Source organism: Vannielia litorea (assembly GCF_019801175.1).
Lineage (GTDB): Bacteria > Pseudomonadota > Alphaproteobacteria > Rhodobacterales > Rhodobacteraceae > Vannielia > Vannielia litorea_B.
Genome location: NZ_JAHVJR010000001.1, coordinates 564,559 through 580,655 on the forward strand (window position 1 = coordinate 564,559; position 16,097 = coordinate 580,655).

The 16,097-nt window shown below is 67.2% G+C and carries 17 protein-coding genes and 1 pseudogene; 5 read left to right on the top strand and 13 right to left on the bottom strand.

Going from position 1 to position 16,097, the window contains the following annotated elements; genetic code table 11:
* Positions 1-31: 31 nt before the first annotated feature.
* Both KUV38_RS02800 and hisA read right to left on the bottom strand, forming a co-directional pair.
* Entirely contained in the window at positions 32-1,759 is a 1,728-nt protein-coding gene (locus KUV38_RS02800) for a GMC family oxidoreductase (protein WP_222468592.1), read from the bottom strand.
* A 170-nt stretch (positions 1,760-1,929) separates the two neighbouring features.
* Positions 1,930-2,649: a 1-(5-phosphoribosyl)-5-[(5-phosphoribosylamino)methylideneamino]imidazole-4-carboxamide isomerase gene (hisA, locus tag KUV38_RS02805; RefSeq protein ID WP_222468593.1), complete on the bottom strand. Its 720-nt coding sequence runs from the start codon at positions 2,647-2,649 to the stop codon at positions 1,930-1,932.
* Positions 2,650-2,978: 329 nt separating this feature from the next.
* Here hisA and KUV38_RS02810 point away from each other — a divergent pair, with 329 nt between their 5' ends.
* Positions 2,979-3,368, top strand: coding sequence for a DUF2147 domain-containing protein (locus tag KUV38_RS02810; protein ID WP_222468594.1), 390 nt, complete (start codon positions 2,979-2,981; stop codon positions 3,366-3,368).
* A 151-nt stretch (positions 3,369-3,519) separates the two neighbouring features.
* Positions 3,520-3,912: a DUF2147 domain-containing protein gene (locus KUV38_RS02815; RefSeq protein ID WP_261384611.1), complete on the top strand. Its 393-nt coding sequence runs from the start codon at positions 3,520-3,522 to the stop codon at positions 3,910-3,912.
* 15 nt (positions 3,913-3,927) lie between these two features.
* On the opposite strand, the gene KUV38_RS02820 is transcribed toward KUV38_RS02815, so the two are convergent.
* The 3 genes and pseudogenes from KUV38_RS02820 to KUV38_RS21155 form a co-directional block, all read right to left on the bottom strand.
* On the bottom strand, positions 3,928-4,587 hold the full coding sequence (locus KUV38_RS02820; RefSeq protein ID WP_222468595.1) for an adenine nucleotide alpha hydrolase: 660 nt from the start codon (positions 4,585-4,587) through the stop codon (positions 3,928-3,930).
* Positions 4,584-5,222 (bottom strand): imidazole glycerol phosphate synthase subunit HisH, encoded by a 639-nt coding sequence (gene hisH / locus KUV38_RS02825; RefSeq protein WP_222468596.1) that lies wholly within the window; start codon positions 5,220-5,222, stop codon positions 4,584-4,586. The genes KUV38_RS02820 and hisH overlap by 4 nt, the downstream gene beginning before the upstream one ends.
* 60 nt (positions 5,223-5,282) lie before the next feature.
* Positions 5,283-5,375: pseudogene (locus tag KUV38_RS21155) on the bottom strand (type II toxin-antitoxin system YoeB family toxin); the annotation flags it as partial.
* Between the two features lie 597 nt (positions 5,376-5,972).
* Between KUV38_RS21155 and KUV38_RS02835 the strand changes: the two are divergent.
* Positions 5,973-6,167 (top strand): hypothetical protein, encoded by a 195-nt coding sequence (locus KUV38_RS02835; RefSeq protein WP_222468597.1) that lies wholly within the window; start codon positions 5,973-5,975, stop codon positions 6,165-6,167.
* Positions 6,168-6,259: 92 nt separating this feature from the next.
* On the opposite strand, the gene rpoD is transcribed toward KUV38_RS02835, so the two are convergent.
* The 6 genes from rpoD to KUV38_RS02865 form a co-directional block, all read right to left on the bottom strand.
* Positions 6,260-8,248 (bottom strand): RNA polymerase sigma factor RpoD, encoded by a 1,989-nt coding sequence (gene rpoD, locus KUV38_RS02840; protein WP_222468598.1) that lies wholly within the window; start codon positions 8,246-8,248, stop codon positions 6,260-6,262.
* Between the two features lie 154 nt (positions 8,249-8,402).
* Positions 8,403-10,376 carry a DNA primase gene (gene dnaG, locus KUV38_RS02845; RefSeq protein WP_222468599.1) on the bottom strand — a complete coding sequence of 658 codons (1,974 nt, stop codon included), beginning with the start codon at positions 10,374-10,376 and terminating at the stop codon, positions 8,403-8,405.
* Between the two features lie 72 nt (positions 10,377-10,448).
* Positions 10,449-10,982, bottom strand: coding sequence for a periplasmic heavy metal sensor (locus KUV38_RS02850; protein ID WP_222468600.1), 534 nt, complete (start codon positions 10,980-10,982; stop codon positions 10,449-10,451).
* 8 nt (positions 10,983-10,990) lie between these two features.
* Positions 10,991-11,422 (bottom strand): hypothetical protein, encoded by a 432-nt coding sequence (locus tag KUV38_RS02855; protein ID WP_222468601.1) that lies wholly within the window; start codon positions 11,420-11,422, stop codon positions 10,991-10,993.
* Complete coding sequence (locus tag KUV38_RS02860; protein WP_222468602.1) at positions 11,415-11,999, bottom strand: RNA polymerase sigma factor; 585 nt, start codon at positions 11,997-11,999, stop codon at positions 11,415-11,417. Before KUV38_RS02860 ends, KUV38_RS02855 begins: the two co-directional genes overlap by 8 nt.
* Before the next feature lie 137 nt (positions 12,000-12,136).
* On the bottom strand, positions 12,137-12,751 hold the full coding sequence (locus tag KUV38_RS02865; protein WP_222468603.1) for an EF-hand domain-containing protein: 615 nt from the start codon (positions 12,749-12,751) through the stop codon (positions 12,137-12,139).
* 319 nt (positions 12,752-13,070) lie between these two features.
* Between KUV38_RS02865 and KUV38_RS02870 the strand changes: the two genes are divergently transcribed.
* Both KUV38_RS02870 and KUV38_RS02875 read left to right on the top strand, forming a co-directional pair.
* Positions 13,071-13,445, top strand: coding sequence for a DUF983 domain-containing protein (locus KUV38_RS02870; protein ID WP_222470939.1), 375 nt, complete (start codon positions 13,071-13,073; stop codon positions 13,443-13,445).
* Between the two features lie 41 nt (positions 13,446-13,486).
* Positions 13,487-14,158 (top strand): NUDIX hydrolase, encoded by a 672-nt coding sequence (locus tag KUV38_RS02875; protein ID WP_222468604.1) that lies wholly within the window; start codon positions 13,487-13,489, stop codon positions 14,156-14,158.
* A gap of 69 nt (positions 14,159-14,227) precedes the next feature.
* On the opposite strand, the gene KUV38_RS02880 is transcribed toward KUV38_RS02875, so the two are convergent.
* Complete coding sequence (locus tag KUV38_RS02880; protein WP_222468605.1) at positions 14,228-15,121, bottom strand: DMT family transporter; 894 nt, start codon at positions 15,119-15,121, stop codon at positions 14,228-14,230.
* A 38-nt stretch (positions 15,122-15,159) separates the two neighbouring features.
* Positions 15,160-16,077, bottom strand: a complete 918-nt coding sequence (locus tag KUV38_RS02885) for a fatty acid desaturase (protein WP_222468606.1) — start codon at positions 16,075-16,077, stop codon at positions 15,160-15,162.
* Between the last annotated feature and the right edge of the window lie 20 nt (positions 16,078-16,097).

The following is a 16,097-nucleotide window of genomic DNA, read 5'->3' on the forward strand; positions in this document are numbered from 1 at the left end:
GGGCGCAGGGCAGGGCCCCGCGCCCCTCAGGTCAGCCAATGAGGATGTCGGCCATCCGCTCGCCGATAACCACCGTGGAGGCCATCGTGTTGCCGGTCGACACGCGCGGCATGGCCGAGGCATCGGCGATAGAGAGCCCTTCGACCCCGTGAACCGCGAGGCTGCCGGAGACGACCGACATCTCATCGGTCCCCATCTTGCAGGTGCAGCTTTCGTGAAAGTAGGTGCCCGCCGCGTTGCGGGCGAAGTCATCAAGCTCGGCCCCGGTGATCGGGCCGGGCATGACCTCGCGCTTTACGAACTCCGCGAGCGGGCCGGAATTACCGATCTCGCGGCAGAGCTCGATGCAGGTTGTCAGCGCTTTCAGGTCTGCCGGTTCTTTCAGGAAGCCGCCGTCGATCTGCACCGGATCGCTCGGGTTTGGCCCGGTCAGCCGCACCTCGCCGGTGCTCTGCGGGCGGACGATGCCGGGGGCGATGGTCCAGCTTCCGGCGGGCGGGGCGTAGGCCGAGCCGTGGACCTCGGAGGCATAGGGCACCTCGATCTGGAACGGCTGGAGATCGGGCGTGTCGAGTGAGGAACCCGACTTCCAGAAGAAGGTCGCCTCGGCGGCGGAATTGCCCGGCGGCAGCGGCGTGGTGTATTCCCACACGCAGCCAGCGGCGAGGATATGATCCTGAAAGTTCTGGCCGACGCCGGGCAAGTCATGCGCCACCGCGATGCCATGCTCGGCGAGGTGATCTGCAGGGCCGATCCCCGATTGCATCAGGATCTTCGGCGTGTTGATGGCGCCAGCCGAAAGCACGGTATGGCCGGCCTCCACCTCGAAGCTCTCGCCATCCTTCTCGAAGGTCAGGCCGGTGACGGTGGTGCCGTTCAGCGTGAGCTTCTGCACCGTGGCCCCGGTGAGCAGGGTGATGTTGGGGCGTTTCAGGGTCTCCCACAGATAGTCCGAGGGGATGTTGCGGCGCATGCCGTCCTTGATCCGCACGTTGGCGAGGGCTGCGCCGCCCTCTCCCTCCATCATCTCGCCGTTCATGTCGGCGTAGCCGGGGATGCCCGCGGTGCCGCAGGCCTCGACAAAGGCAGGGGCGATCGGGTTCACATCGCGCACATCGGTTACCCAGAGGCGGCCACCGGTGCCACGGCGGGTGTCATCCGGCGCGCCCTGCCAATCTTCGATGCGCTTGTAGATCTCCAGCACGTTCTCATAGGACCATGCGTCATCGCCAGTCTCGCTGGCCCAGAAATCGAAGTCGTTCTTGTGGCCGCGCGCCCAGATCATCACGTTGATCGAGCTGCCGCCGCCCACCACCTTGCCCATCGGCAGGATCAGCGAGCGCCCGTTAACATGCTCGGAGGGCTCGGCACTGTAGCCCCAGTCACGCTCGGAGCGGATGTTGGTGGGCCACATCAGCGGGTTCAGCACGGCGTCGATCTGGTCGGTGCCGCCGGCCTCGAGCACCAGCACCGAGGCGTCAGTCTCGGCAGCGAGCCGTCCGGCCACCACCGCGCCGCCGGAGCCGGAACCGACGACGATGTAATCGTAGCGGCCTGCGATGTTCTGCGCGTTGTAGCGCTGGGTGATCGCTGCATCGCCCAGGTCCTGCGCCCAGGCCTCGGCAGAGGCGAGCGAGGCGCCTGCAGCGAGCGCAAGCTGGATGAACCGGCGGCGTCCGAGCCGCCCGTGAACGAGGCCGGATTGCAGCGCCATGAGGCGGTCGCCCCGGGCGAGAGCCTGGGTGAAGATCGGTTTCATTGGAGTCCTACCCTTGGTCATGCGGGAGCACGCAGCCGGGCCTCCTCTCCCTGCGGCGTGCCTGCGTGGTGCAATTTAGTGCATGAGTCGGGTGGATTCCCTAGGGTTAACTTGCGAATGCGCGACTAAGGTCGCGGGTCCGGTGGGAATTGTGCAATATAATGCGGGGGTCAGGCGCGGAGGGTGGCCAGCGCCTCGGAAAGGTCGAGCGCACCATCATAGAGCGCCCGGCCCGAGATTGCCCCGGCGATGCTGCCCTTGGCCTTCAGCGCCGTGAGGTCGGCCAGCGAGGAGACGCCACCCGAGGCGATGACGGGGATAGAGACGGCACGCGCCAGCGCATCAGTCGCCTCCACGTTGGGGCCTTGCATGGCGCCATCGCGGTTGATGTCGGTGTAGATGATCGCCGCGACGCCGGCATCCTCGAAGGATTTGGCGAGATCGGTGGCGTTCACATCGGTCTCCTCGGCCCAGCCCTTGGTGGCGACCATGCCGTGCCGCGCGTCGATCCCAACGGCGACCTGGCCGGGGAAGGCGGCAGCCGCCTCACGCACCAGCGCGGGGTTTTCCACCGCAACGGTGCCGAGGATCACGCGGGCAAGGCCCTTTGAGAGCCAGCGCTCGATGGTGGCCATGTCGCGGATACCGCCACCGAGCTGTGCCGGGGTCTTGGTGGCCTTGAGGATCGCCTCGACCGGAGCGGCATTGACCGGCTCACCGGCAAAGGCGCCGTTGAGATCGACGAGGTGAAGCCATTCGCAGCCCGCGTTCACGAACTCCATCGCCTGCGCCGCCGGGTCTTCATTGAAGGTGGTCGACTTCTCCATGTCGCCGCGCAGGAGCCGCACGGCGTGGCCGTCTTTCAGGTCGATGGCGGGGTAGAGGATCATGGGCGCGGCTCCTTTTGGCGCGGGGTTTGCCATGCGGGGCGGGGGAAGGGAAGGGGCCGCGCATGGCAAGGCTCCCGCCCGCCCACTCCGCCGTGCCATGCGCGGCCCCGCTTTTGGCGGTGCGCCGGGTGGAGCCTGCAGGAGTGGGGGCAGCCCCGTCGCCACTGGGCTCGAACCAGTGGCGCCACAGTGGCGCCCCCCGGAGATACCTAGAGCCAAGAAAATGAACAGGCTTGAGAGATGTGATCGGACCCGACCCAACGTTACAGTTGCGCGGGGCAGGGCGGGAGCGCGAGGATGCGGCCAGCGTATCGAATGGGAGGAGAACCATGCGCAAGATTGCAATGATGGCGGCGGCTCTGCTGGTGGCGGCCCCGGCCTGGGCGGCGGACCCGCTCGAGGGCCTGTGGCGCACTGCCAAGGATGACAACGGCAACTCCGGTCTGGTGCAGGTGAAGCCCTGCGGCGGCGGGCTCTGCGGCACGCTGATCAAGGCCTATGGGCCGGGCGGCAAGGAGATCAAATCCGAGAACGTGGGCCGCCAGATCATCTCGCAGACGCAGCCCTCGGGCGGCGGGCAGTACAAGGGCAAGGTCTACTCGCCCGACCGCGGCAAGACCTACAACTCCAAGCTGGTGCTCTCGGGCTCCACGCTGAAGGTGTCTGGCTGCGTGCTCGGCATCTGCCGCGACGGCGGCACCTGGAAGAAGGTAAAATAACCCTTCCTTTCTGCGGTGCACCGCCGATCGGGCGGGGTGCCGCAGGAACCTCTTGCACCGCGTCACCGTTACCCTCATAGGGCGACTATGCTTTGCCGTTGCTGTGATCCAGCGAAGCGAGCCAGTGTCGCCAGAAGGAGTGATACCGGTGATGACATTTACAAGACTGACGATTGCGGGCGCCGTTCTGGCGCTCATGGGCGGGGCCGCGCAGGCCGCGACGCCTGAAGGCACGTGGCTGACCGGCCCCGACAAGCGGGGCAACGTGGCCCATGTGCGAGCCGTGAAATGCGGCGCTGCCGTCTGCGGCACCATCGTGAAGGCCTTCAACGCTTCCGGCCAGCCGATCAAATCGCCCAACGTGGGCAAGCGCGTGTTCTGGGATATGACGCCTGCGGGCGGAAACACCTACGAGGGCCGCGCCTATGTGCCGGTGATGAAGCGCGACTACGGCGCGCAGATGGTCGTGAACGGCAACAAGATGCTGGTGAAGGGCTGCGCCGGGCCGATCTGCATGGATCAGACCTGGACGCGGCTGAAATAGGCCGCGCGGCGCCGCTCAGGTGCCCGTCAGAACGAGATCGGAATAGACGAAACCATCGCGGGTGACCGTTTCGCCCCGCGTGGCCGGAACCGGTGTGCGGAAGCAGGGGGCATCCAGCACGCAGGTGTGGAATTCGCCATTCTCGCCGCAGGGGTCCACGCCATCGGGCAACTCCAAGAGCAGCGCGGCGTCGAGCCTGCGGCCCGCGAGCGCCTCGGGCAGTTTCGATGGATCGAGGGTGACGATGCGGGTGTCGAAGCTTTCGGCCACCTCACGAGCCAGCGTGGCAGTGTCTTCGCCCCAGAGCGGGAAGACCGGGGCGATGCCGGTGCCCTCAAGCTGGGCGATCCGGTAATCGCGCACATCTTCGAGAAAGAGGTCGCCGAAGATCATCTGGGTGATCCCCTTCGCCTTCAGCGCCTCGACCGCCTCGGCCATCCGCGCCTCGTAAATCTCGTTGGTGCAGGGCCAGGGCAGCGGCACCTCCAGCAGCTCCAGCCCGGCGGCCTCGGCCTGCGCGCGGAGGATCGCGGCGCGGGTGCCGTGCATGGCCACGCGGTCGAAGGCTTCGTTCAGCGTCGTCAACGCGGTCGTCACATCGTAGCCCGCCGCCCGCGCCCGGATCAGCGCCATGCAGGCATCCTTGCCCGACGACCAGCCGATGGCCGCCGTCATGGCGCCCAGGTGAGGAAGTTGGCGATAATCCGAAGCCCGGTCTGCTGGCTCTTTTCCGGGTGGAACTGGGTGCCGAAGCGGGTGCCTTCGCCGACGATGGCGGTGACTTCGCCGGCATAATCGGCATAGGCGAGCCTCTGGGCGGCGTGCTCGGGGCGCAGGTGGTAGCTGTGGACGAAATATGCATGGTCGCCGGTGGCGATGCCCTCGAGGCAGGGGTGGCTGCCTTCGAGCACGAGGTCATTCCAGCCCATATGCGGCACCTTCAGCGCCGGGTCGGCGGGAGTGATCGGCACCACCTCGCCCGGCACCCAGCCAAAGCCCGGCGTATCCTCATGCTCGCGCCCCAGTGTCGACATCATCTGCATCCCGATGCAGATGCCCATGAAGGGGCGGCCCCTGGCCTCCACATGCTCCGTGATCGCCTCGATCATGCCGGGCCGGGCGGCCAGCGCCGCGCGGCAGGAGGGGTACGCGCCATCGCCCGGCAGCACGATCCGGTCGGCCTTGGCGACCTCTTCGGCATGGGGCGTGACGATGACCTCGCCCGCGCCTGTCTCCGCGGCCATGCGCTGAAACGCCTTCTCGGCGGAATGCAGGTTGCCGCTGTCATAGTCGATGAGCACGGTGCGCATGGGGGCTCCTTTCACGCCCCGTGGGTGGCGGGAAATGGAGGAGGGGTCAAGAGGGGATGGTCAGCGGTAGTGATAGCGGCAGGCGATGATGGTGAGTGTCGTCGCAGACACCCTATGGACGAGCCGGTGCTGCCGGTTGATCCGGCGAGCCGCTAGCCGGGAAAGTTGCCTTCAGTGGATGAGGAATTCCTGTGCTCGCATAAGAGGGTCTCGACAATCATTGGCATGCCCGTTGTTCTGCCTGAAGTTTGCCTTGTTGGCGGATCGCCATGGAGCGTGGTGGTCCCAAACAAGGGCGGCGACCCCGTAACGCCCGCCTATTCCATCGTCTTGGAATTCCCTATCGCTTGCTCGACCAACCGCTTGCCGCTCAAGTAAGAGACGAGCAGCAGCTCATGACAGATCTTGAACCCTCGGATGGATGGACACAACGGCTCGCCGCAATGCGTGCGAGGCCGGCAAGCCCAATGCGTAGAACGCCGTCGCTTCTGCGGCCTGCCACGCCTCTGCCGATGTGGGGCCGTTGCGTTCTTCATCACCGACGAAGCCGACGAGAAGTAGAAGAGCATCAATCCCCCGCTGCCTGAGGAACGACAGGAAAGCGAGCCGGTTCGCCAACTGGTAGAAGCACCTCATCCAGTCGCAAGGCGGGTCAATCCGCTCACGTTCTTGGACATGCCTGAAAGCGGCTGCAATTTGCTCGCGGGAATTGCCGGAAGCTTGGGTGGCAGGGGTAAGGAATTCGCCTATGTGCGCCTTCGCTTCGACGAGGATTACACGCCTGCCGTGCCGGCCCAATGCATCCCATTGCGGGCCACGGCGGGGCCAGAATGCCTTGAGAGCCTCGGTATGGGCCTCAAGTCCGAGGAGCTTGAGGAAGGCCTCGTCACGGTATTCAGCCCAGCCATCCTGTTGGCGCGGGGACAACCACTCGACTGGGCCTGATAGCCCGGGAGGCTGAATCAAATCGGGCCGTCTCTCGACGGCCCGCTGTATCCATTTCAGGCTGCCTTTCGCACCGAAAGGCTGCTCAACCCTCACTGATCCAGGAAACTCCGCAGCTTCCGCGACCGGCTCGGGTGCTTCAGCTTCCTGAGCGCCTTCGCCTCGATCTGGCGGATCCGTTCGCGGGTCACCGAGAACTGCTGGCCGACTTCCTCGAGCGTGTGGTCGGTGTTCATCCCGATGCCGAAGCGCATGCGCAGCACCCGCTCTTCGCGGGGGGTGAGCGAGGCGAGCACCCGCGTGGTGGTTTCCTTCAGGTTCTCCTGAATGGCGGAATCCAGCGGCAGCACGGCGTTCTTGTCTTCGATAAAATCGCCGAGCTGTGAATCTTCCTCGTCGCCAATCGGCGTTTCGAGCGAGATCGGCTCCTTGGCGATCTTCATCACCTTGCGGACTTTCTCGAGCGGCATCTGCAGCTTCTCGGCCAATTCCTCCGGCGTCGGCTCGCGGCCGATCTCGTGGAGCATCTGGCGGCCGGTCCGGACCAGCTTGTTGATCGTCTCGATCATGTGGACCGGAATACGGATCGTGCGGGCCTGGTCGGCGATCGACCGGGTGATCGCCTGACGGATCCACCATGTCGCGTAGGTCGAGAACTTGTAGCCGCGGCGATACTCGAACTTGTCGACGGCCTTCATCAGGCCGATGTTGCCTTCCTGAATGAGATCAAGGAATTGCAGGCCGCGGTTGGTGTATTTCTTGGCAATCGAGATCACCAGACGGAGGTTGGCCTCGACCATCTCCTTCTTGGCCTGGCGGGCCTCTTTCTCGCCCTTCTGAACCTGCTGCACAATGCGGCGGAATTCGGGGATGTCGACGCCCACGTACTGGCCGACCTGAGCCATGTCCTGCCGCAACTCGGCGACCTTGTCGGTGCTGCGCTCGAACAGCGCCTGCCAGCCCCGGCCCGACTTCTCGGCCATCCGGTCCATCCAGGTCGGGTCCAGCTCATAGCCGCGGTATTCGTCGATGAACTCGCGGCGGTTGATGCGGGCCACGTCGGCCAGCTTCACCATCGCCGAGTCGATCGACATGATCCGGCGGTTGATGCCGTAGAGCTGGTCGATCAGCGCCTCGATCCGGTTGTTGTGCAGGTGAAGCTCGTTCACCAGCAGCACGATCTCGCCGCGCAGCTTCTGGTATTTCTTCTCGGCCTTCTCGGAGAAGGAGCCATCCTCATTGAGCGTGGCCGACATCCGCTGGTCCTGCATCTCGGCCAGCTCGGTGTAGTCGCGGGCGATGCCGTCGAGCATTTCGAGCACGCGCGGCTTGAGCGCGGCTTCCATTGCGGCGAGCGACATGTTGGCCTGCTCGTCGTCCTCGTCATCGTCGTCGTCGCTGGCAATCGGGTTGCCGTCAGCGTCGAGCTCCTGCTTCTCTTCCTTCTTCTCCTCGTCCGACGAGGGGGTGGCCTCGGCCACCTCTTCGTCTTCGTCCTCATCCCCGTCGACGCCGCGGCCGAAGGTGGTTTCAAGGTCGATCACGTCGCGCAGCAGGATGTCTTCGTTCAGAAGTTCCTCGCGCCAGATGGTGATGGCCTGAAAGGTGAGGGGGCTTTCGCAGAGGCCCGCGATCATCGTGTTGCGGCCGGCCTCGATGCGCTTGGCAATCGCGATCTCGCCCTCGCGCGAGAGCAGCTCGACCGAGCCCATCTCGCGCAGGTACATGCGCACCGGGTCATCGGTGCGGTCGAGCTTTTCGGTCTCGCTGGAGGAAACGGCGACTTCACGCGATGAGGAGGTCTCTACAACGGCGGTCGAACCCTTGGAGTCATCCTCGTCCTCGTTCTCGTCATCCTCGGTCACCTGAATGCCCATCTCGGAGAGCATCGACATGACATCCTCGATCTGGTCGGACGAGACCTGATCGGGCGGCAGAACCTGGTTCAGCTGGTCGTAGGTGATGTAGCCGCGCTCGCGCGCCTCGGCGATCATCTTCTTGACCGCCGCCTGGCTCACGTCGAGCATCGGCTCGGCTTCGCTGTCGTCGGGCTTGTTGTCGTCGTTGTCCTTGGCGGCCATCTAGCTCTCCTGAAGGGCGTTCCGGGCGGTCCGGGCGAGCGCGCGATTCGGGGTTCCCGAATCAATAGCGCGAATCACCGGAGATTCCAGCAGAACCCCATAAAAGTTGATGTGAAAGGCGTGCGCCCTGTGGCGGGAATGCCGACAATTCGACTCAATCTCGCCTGCCACGCGGCTTCTGGTGCCCGATCTGCTCAAGCAGGGCGTCGAGGCTGGCGCGCTCTGAACGGTCGAGGCGGGCGCCGTTTGGGGCGATGTCATAGTCGGCCTTGTCGGTCTCATGGTTGTTGGCAGCGCGGTGCCGGGCTTCCGAAGCCTGCCCCAAACGCCAGGTCAGGCCCTCATCGGCCAGACCATCGATCTGGTGCATCGCCTCGGCGATCTCACGCGCGGCCCCGCGATCGGCGGAGAGGATTGCGAAATCCTGGGCGAGGCACATGCGAGCGAGCTCCATGTCGCCGGGATTGCGGATGCAGGGCGCAATGCGGACATGTGCCGGTGTGAACAGCTTTTCAAGGGCAGCGGCACCGAATTCTTCTTCAAGCGCCCGGCGCGGGTCGGCGGCATCGGCATGGTTGAGGAAGGCCATCGCCACGGCGGCATGGCCCTCGCCCTTCCAGTCCAGCTCTTCGATCGCATGGGCGAACTCATCGGCCAGCTCGGGGTGGGTGAGCAGGGTGGCGAGGATCACCGCTTCGCGCAGGTGCTCCTCGATCTCGCTGCCCGCCGCCGCCAGCGCCGAACTGCGGGTCGACGGCGTGGGCAGCGCCTCGGGCTTTGCGCCGCGCGGCCGCCACGGACGCTGGGCGCCCTTGGGCGCAGGAGCGGAAGCTTCGGCCCGGCGCGGGTTGAAGAGCTCCCACTTCCGCTGCTTGAAGGCCTCCTCGTAATGCCGCCGCACGTCCGGGTCCTGAATCAAGCCGGTCGCGGCCCGCAGCGAGGCATCCAGCGCGGCCCGCCGCTCGGGGCTGTCGAGCGGGCGATCCTCGGTCTCGCGCCGCCAGAGCAGCTCCACCAGCGGCTCGGCCCGGTCGAGCACGGCCTGCATGGCGGGCGGCCCCTCGGCGCGGATCAGGTCGTCGGGGTCCTTTCCCTCGGGCAGCAACGCAAAGCGCAGGCTCCGGCCCGGCCCGATCTGGGGCAGGGCCATATCGATCAGCCGCATCGCGGCCCGCAGGCCGGCCTTGTCGCCATCGAGCGCCACCACCGGCTCGGGCGACATTCGCCAGAGCAGTTGCAGCTGGTCCTCGGTGATCGCGGTGCCCAGTGGCGCAACGGCGGCGCCGAAGCCCGCCTCGCTGAGCGCGATCACATCCATGTAGCCCTCGCCCACGATCAGCGTTTGCCCCTTGCCCACCGCGCCCCGCGCCTGCTGGTGGTTGAAGAGCACGCGGCCCTTGTCGAAGAGCGGGCCTTCGGAACTATTGAGGTATTTGGCATTGTCCGCCGGGTCCATTGCGCGGCCCCCGAAGGCGATGCAGCGCCCGCGGATATCGCGGATCGGAAACATGATGCGATTGCGGAAGGCGTCATAGGGCGCACGTCCCTTGTCGCTCTCGCGCAGAAGGCGGCAGGCGAGCATGTCGTCCACGCTCACGCCCTTGCCGCCAAGCGCCTCGCGCAGCCCTTCCCAGCCGGGCGGGGCAAAGCCGAGGCCCCAGCGCTCCTGCGCTGCCTCGTCCAGCCCCCGACCTGCAAGATAATCCCGCGCGGCAGCGCCTGCGCCGGTTTTCAACTGGAGGCGAAACCACTGAACCGCCTGCTCCATCACCCCGGTCAGCCGGGTCGTGGCATCGGCCTTTTCCTGTGCCCTCGGGTCGCGTGCCGGCATCTGCATGCCCGCTTCCCCGGCGAGAATCTCCACCGCCTCCATGAAGCCCACGTTCTCGGTCTCGCGCACGAAGCTGATCGCATCGCCTTTCGCGTGGCAGCCGAAGCAGTAGTAGTAGCCCTGCTTGTCATCGACGTGAAAGCTGGCGGTCTTTTCATGGTGGAACGGGCAGGGCGCCCACATGTCGCCCTTGCCCTGGTTCGATTTCTTCCGGTCCCACATGACCTTGCGGCCCACCACGTCAGACAGCGACAGGCGGGTGCGCAACTCGTCAAGGAATCCGGGTGGCAGCGACATAGGCCATATATCGGTCCGGGCGCGGCGCGAGTCCAGCAGATGGGGCGTGCGGCACGGCCTGCCGCGCCGTCATCAGTCGCGCTTTTTCCTCTTGCCCGGCTCCCGGCCCAGCCCGCGCTCCAGCCGGTCGGCAAACTCGGCGCGTTCCTCCGGGCTCATTGCCTCCAGCCGGTCGAGCAGTATCTCGTGGCCGATCTTCTGGCTGTCGGCGATGGCGCTGCGCTGGGTCTCCATCTGCGCGGCCATGGCGGCGCGGTCGAAGGGCTCGGCGCGCAGGGTGGCGAGCGTGGCCTCGAAGGCGCCGCGCAGTGCGTCGCGGTTGGCGCGCAGCCCGCTGCGGCGGGCCTCGATGGCGGCTTTCATCCCCTCGCGGCCCTCGCGCGGGATGGCGCGGGCATAGGGGCCGAAGCCCAGCTCGCGCACGATGCGATCCTTGTCGCCGCGCGGCCCGTCGGGGCCACGCTTGCCGTCATGGCTGACCCATGCACCAAAGACGAGGCCGGCCACGGCGAGGTTGGCGGCGAGCGACAGCACCAGAACCACGCGCAGCCAGCGGCGCGGGCGGGGCGGGGTGGTTTCGGGCGGGGGCGGTTGCAGGTCGGTCATCTCGGGTCTCAGCCGTCAGTCAGCAGGTCGGCATAGGCAATGTCATAGCCCAGCAGGTCATCATCGGTGGTGGTGTCGGTGGTGGCCGCAGCGGTGCCGAAGAGGCCTGCGGTCACACCGGCCACCGCCTCGGGCGGGCGGGCGCCGAACCACAGGCCCACGAGGGCCGCGGCGGTGAGGCCCGCAAGACCGGGGGCGCCGCCCACTGCGGCCAGCAGGGCAGCAAGCAGGCTGCGGCGCGGGGCAGGGGCGCGAACCGGTGCCACCGGGGCCGACGCTGCGGCCAGCCCGTCCTGCACGCCGTAGCCATCCTCCAGCACCCGCGCCAGAAGCTCGGGCGAGGGCTCTGCCTGCGTCCCCTCATCCGCCCGTGCGGCGGAAAAGAAGCTCTCCAGCAGGGCCTCCTCGGAGGCGGTCAGCTCTTTGTCATGGTCAGCCATCGCTCAACCCCAGTTCTGCGCGGGCGCCCCTCAGACGGGCCGCAAGTGCGCGTTTGCCGCGGGCGATCAGACTTTCGACCGCCTCGACGGAAATGTCCATCTGCCGGGCAATCACCGGATTGCCCAAGCCTTCGATGTGCCGCAGCCGCACCGCCTCGCTCTGCCGGTCGGGCAGATCGGCGAGGGCGGCATAGAGCGCCTGCGCGCGCTCCTCGGCCTCCATCTGCTCCACCACGCCGGCCCGGTCGTCCTCGGGCTCGGGGATGCTGTCGAGCGCCTGACCACGCTTCTTGCGCAGCCGGTCGGTGCAGAGGTTGCGGGCCACCTGGTAGAGCCATGTGCTCACCTTGGCCTCGCCGGTGCGCCAGTCGGGCGCGATCTTCCACAGGCGCATCATCGCCTCCTGCGCCACGTCCTCGGCCTCGGCGCGGTCGGTCAGCATGCGGGTTGCCAGCCCCAGCACCATCGGCGTCAGCCGCAGCGTGAGGGTGCGGGCAGCCGCCCGGTCGCCCCCGGCAAAAAGAGCCAGGAGCGCCTCGTCGTCCGGCTCCTGTGGCGCATCGAGGGGCATGGGCATCGCCTGTCAGTACAGTCTCTTCTCGGTCTTCTCAATGCCTGCCCGGCACCCCGCCGAGGGGCACCGGAAAGGCCCCCTCCCCGCGCGTTTCAGGGGATGACACTAAACGCGGGGAGGGAAGCATCGAAACGTGCCGGTCAGTTCCGGCGGTAGTGGCCATGTCCGTCGCCACCACGGCCTTTGCCGTCACGGTGCTCGCCGCGCTTGTGCATGCGCTCACCGTCCCGCATGCCACGTCCTTCGCCGCGCTGGGCGAGGAAGGCCATGGCCGTTTCGAATTCCTGTTCGGTCACCGTGCCATCGCCATCGGTGTCCATCCGCTCGAAGAGGTTTTCGAGCATCTCGGCGCGGCGCTCCTGCGCCTGCTCCGGACGGCCTGCAGCGAATTCCTCGGCCGAGACGGTGCCGTTGTTGTCGGCGTCGAGCCGCTCGATCATCCGCTCGGCGCGCTGGGCGCGGCGGGCGGCCTCGCGGGCCTCCTGTGCGGCCACCAGCTCCTCGGCGCTGATCTCGCCGTCGCCATTGCTGTCGGCGCGGGCAAAGCGCACCGCGTCACCGGCGGCCAGCTCTTCGGCGGAAAGGGCGCCATCGGCGTTGGTATCGAGCTCGGTGAAGCTGGGGGGCGTGGGGTCGGCGCCGGGGCCCATGCCCATGCCGCCCATGCCGCCACCGCTGGGGCCACGGGCCTCGGCCATCGGAGCCACGGCGAGGCCGGTGGCGATGAGAGTGGTCAGAAGCAGAACGCGTTTCATATCGTGTATCCTCCTCAGGAGTGCTCGGGGTTTCTTGCCATCGGGCCGTTGTGCTGGCCCGTTGATGCTTCTCAAACGGGCGGTGCCTGGGCTTCCGTCGCGCCCCGGCAAAAAATCCGGCAAAAAAAATTTTCGGCCCCCGGTTTTGCGACATCCCGACGCAAGGACACATCGCGCCCTGACGTTGCGGCGCGGTTTGCGCTACTTAGGTCGTAGCGAGGCGCCGTGCGTGAGCACCGAGCCAGAACGGGCAGAGCCCCGCAGTCGAACCATGGAAGCCCAGACTATGTCGTCAGAGAGTGCCCTGGCCGATCCGGCCATGATCGAAGACCGTGATGCGAAGACCGCGATGATCCGAGGCTGGCGCCGCCGCTGCCCCTGCTGCGGCAATGGCCCGATGATGGCGGGCTACCTCAAGGTGCGCGATACCTGCCCGGTCTGCGAAGAAGATCTGCACCACCAGCGCGCAGATGACGGCCCCGCCTACCTGACGATCCTGATCGTGGGCCACCTGCTCGCGCCGCTGATCCTCTACGTCTACACCGCCTTCCGGCCCGATCCGCTGATCCTCGCGACCGGGTTTACGGTTGGATGCGTGGCGCTTTCGCTCTACCTTCTGCCCCGGCTGAAAGGGCTGATGGTCGGCCTGCAGTGGGCCAAGCGGATGCACGGCTTCGGCGGCGAGCGCGGCTGATCGGCCCGCTCCCTCAGCCGCCAGATCCGGGCGAGAGGCGCATGGACAAGACACAACTCCGCGACGCGGCGACGATCATCCTCTACCGCGAGGGCGCGGAAGGGGTCGAGGTGCTGATGGGCCAGCGCGGCGCCAGCGCCGCCTTCATGCCCAACAAGTTCGTCTTTCCCGGCGGCGCGGTGGATGCGGTGGATGCGACCGTGCCCTTCGCCACCGGCCCCGACCCGCTCTGCGCGGCGCGGCTGGCGCTGGAAGCGGGCGAAGGGCAGGTAACAGCCTTTCTGGCCGCTGCCGTGCGCGAACTCTGGGAAGAGACCGGCCTGATCCTCGGCGTGCCCGGCACATGGCCCGGCGCGGCCCCGCAGGGCTGGCGCGGCTTCGCCGCCACCGGCCACCTGCCCTCTGCCGAAGGGCTGCGCTTTGTCTACCGCGCCGTCACCCCGCCCGGCCGCCCCCGCCGGTTCGACGCCCGTTTCTTCCTCGCCCCCGCCAGCCGGGTGGCGGGCGATGCGGATGATTTTTCGCGCGCCGAAGACGAGCTGACGCTGCTGCAATGGATCCCGCTGACCCGTGCCCGCAGCTTCGATCTGCCGTTCATCACCGAGGTGGTGCTGGGCGAGGTGGCGGAACTGACCGGCCATGACGCGCCGCCCGACGGGGTGCCCTTCGTGAAGAATGACGACCTCGTGGCCGGGATCAGGCGGCTGCGCTGACCGAGAGGGCAGGAGTGGGGGCGCTGCCCCCACACCCCCGGGATATTTTGAGCAAGAAAATGAACAGGCTCAGTGCGTTGCGGCGACCAGCGCGATGACCGAGGCGACCAGCAGGGCGATGCCCGCAAGTTCGCGACCCGAGAGCTTTTCGGAGAAGACGCGGGCGCCGATCACCATCGAGAACAGAACCTCGACCTGCCCCAGCGCAAAGACCACCGAGGCGGTTTGCAGCGCGAAGGCGGCGAACCAGCAGAAGCTGCCGCCGAAGGAGGTGAGGCCCACCGCAAGGCCGGGGCGCCATGCGGCGAGGACGCGGGTGATCTCGGCGCGGTCGCGCACCAGCAGCCAGCCGAGCATCAGCGCGTTTTGCAGGATGACCACGCAGCCGAGGGCAAGGGCAGGGCGCAGCAATATATCGTCGCTCGCCACCTCGAGCGTGGCGGCGCGGTAGCCCACCCCGGAGAAGGCAAAGAACAGCCCCGCGCCGAGGCCGAGGCTGGCCGAGGGCGCATCGAGCCGCAACTTGCCGCCGGTGCCGGAGAGCATCAGGATCGCCACCATCCCCACCACCATCGCCGCAAACCCGCCCCAGCCCGGCACCTCGCCCAGCAGCGCCCAGCCCACGGCGGCGGTGAGCAGCACCTCGGATTTGCGCAGGGTGATCCCCACGGCAAAGTTGCGGCGGGCAAAGAGCATCACGGTGAAGACCGTCGCGAGGATCTGCGAGCTGCCGCCCACTGCCGCCCAGAGCCAGAAGCGCTCGCCCAGTTCGGGCAGCGCCATGCCGCGCAGGGTGACCATCAGCCAGAGCGCGGCCCAGATCATCGGCAGCGAGTAGAGAAACCGCGCCCATGTTGCCCCGGTCGCGCTTAGCCCGGCCTGCGCCATCTGCTTTTGCACCATGAAGCGCATCGCCTGAATGAGCGCAGCGGCGAGGGCGAAAGGGATCCAGAGCCAGTCCATGCCGCTTATGGATCACGGCAAGGCGGGAATGGGAAGGCTCAGGGCGCGGGCGGCTCCTGCCTTTGCCAGAGCGGATGGGCCACCGGGTCTTTCGCCTTGAAGAAATAGCGCCGGAACACCTCGCCATAGGAGCGGTAGCGGTAGCCCTCATTGCGGCTCAGGTAGCGCGCCGGGTTGGCAAAGTAGAGCCGGGGCAAGCGATACCACGGCGTGCGCGGGTGCATGTGGTGGACCACGTGCAGGTTGTTGTTGAGAAAGAGAAACGCCAGCAGCCCCCGGTCCTCGATCACCACGGTCCGGCCCCGGGCGCGGGCGTGGGCCTGATGTTCGAGAAAGGTGCGGATCTTCAGGATCGACAGCGCGGCATAGGCACAGGCGATGTAGGCGGGAGGCGGCATCTGCGCCACGGCCAGCCAGAGCGCCACCGGCACCAGCCCCGCGGCATGCAGCGCCCACCCCAGTGCAACCCTTTGGTCGCCCGCGCGGATCACTCGCCAGTCGGTAACCATGAAGGCGATCTGCCCCAGCAGCGGCCCCAGCAGGATGCGCCCGGCGAGCGTGTTGTTCACCCTCAGCAGCGCCCGCCGCCAGCGCGGCAACCGGGCCCAGTCGCCCGCGTCGAGATAGTTGCTCTCGGGATCATCGTAGGGGTCTGTCAGCAGGCTGTCCTGGTGGTGGGCAAGATGGGTGTCGCGGAACCGCAGGTAGGGGATGAAGAGGCCGAGCGCGGGAAAGACAAGCGCCGCGTTGGCTCGGGCGGAGCGGAAGGGGTGGCCGTGGATCAGCTCGTGGCTCAGCGACGAATGCAGCACGAGGGCGAGGGTGGTGAGCACCATGCCCAGCGGCAGCGCTACCTCGGCCACGGCGCTCGTGCCGAGGGCGAAGGTGCCATAGCAGCAGGCGAGCAGGGCGAGGGTGGGCCATTCCGTGCCGGCGGCGCGGCGGGGGTCGTTCACAGAGGTCTCCGGATGGGGCG

Coding starts and splice junctions, on each gene's coding strand:
- KUV38_RS02800 (WP_222468592.1), bottom strand. CDS start 1,759: ATGAAACCGATCTTCACCCAGGCTCTCGCCCGGGGCGACCGCCTCATG.
- hisA (WP_222468593.1), bottom strand. CDS start 2,649: ATGATCCTCTACCCCGCCATCGACCTGAAAGACGGCCACGCCGTGCGG.
- KUV38_RS02810 (WP_222468594.1), top strand. CDS start 2,979: ATGCGCAAGATTGCAATGATGGCGGCGGCTCTGCTGGTGGCGGCCCCG.
- KUV38_RS02815 (WP_261384611.1), top strand. CDS start 3,520: ATGACATTTACAAGACTGACGATTGCGGGCGCCGTTCTGGCGCTCATG.
- KUV38_RS02820 (WP_222468595.1), bottom strand. CDS start 4,587: ATGACGGCGGCCATCGGCTGGTCGTCGGGCAAGGATGCCTGCATGGCG.
- hisH (WP_222468596.1), bottom strand. CDS start 5,222: ATGCGCACCGTGCTCATCGACTATGACAGCGGCAACCTGCATTCCGCC.
- rpoD (WP_222468598.1), bottom strand. CDS start 8,248: ATGGCCGCCAAGGACAACGACGACAACAAGCCCGACGACAGCGAAGCC.
- dnaG (WP_222468599.1), bottom strand. CDS start 10,376: ATGTCGCTGCCACCCGGATTCCTTGACGAGTTGCGCACCCGCCTGTCG.
- KUV38_RS02850 (WP_222468600.1), bottom strand. CDS start 10,982: ATGACCGACCTGCAACCGCCCCCGCCCGAAACCACCCCGCCCCGCCCG.
- KUV38_RS02855 (WP_222468601.1), bottom strand. CDS start 11,422: ATGGCTGACCATGACAAAGAGCTGACCGCCTCCGAGGAGGCCCTGCTG.
- KUV38_RS02860 (WP_222468602.1), bottom strand. CDS start 11,999: ATGCCCATGCCCCTCGATGCGCCACAGGAGCCGGACGACGAGGCGCTC.
- KUV38_RS02865 (WP_222468603.1), bottom strand. CDS start 12,751: ATGAAACGCGTTCTGCTTCTGACCACTCTCATCGCCACCGGCCTCGCC.
- KUV38_RS02870 (WP_222470939.1), top strand. CDS start 13,071: ATGATCGAAGACCGTGATGCGAAGACCGCGATGATCCGAGGCTGGCGC.
- KUV38_RS02875 (WP_222468604.1), top strand. CDS start 13,487: ATGGACAAGACACAACTCCGCGACGCGGCGACGATCATCCTCTACCGC.
- KUV38_RS02880 (WP_222468605.1), bottom strand. CDS start 15,121: ATGGACTGGCTCTGGATCCCTTTCGCCCTCGCCGCTGCGCTCATTCAG.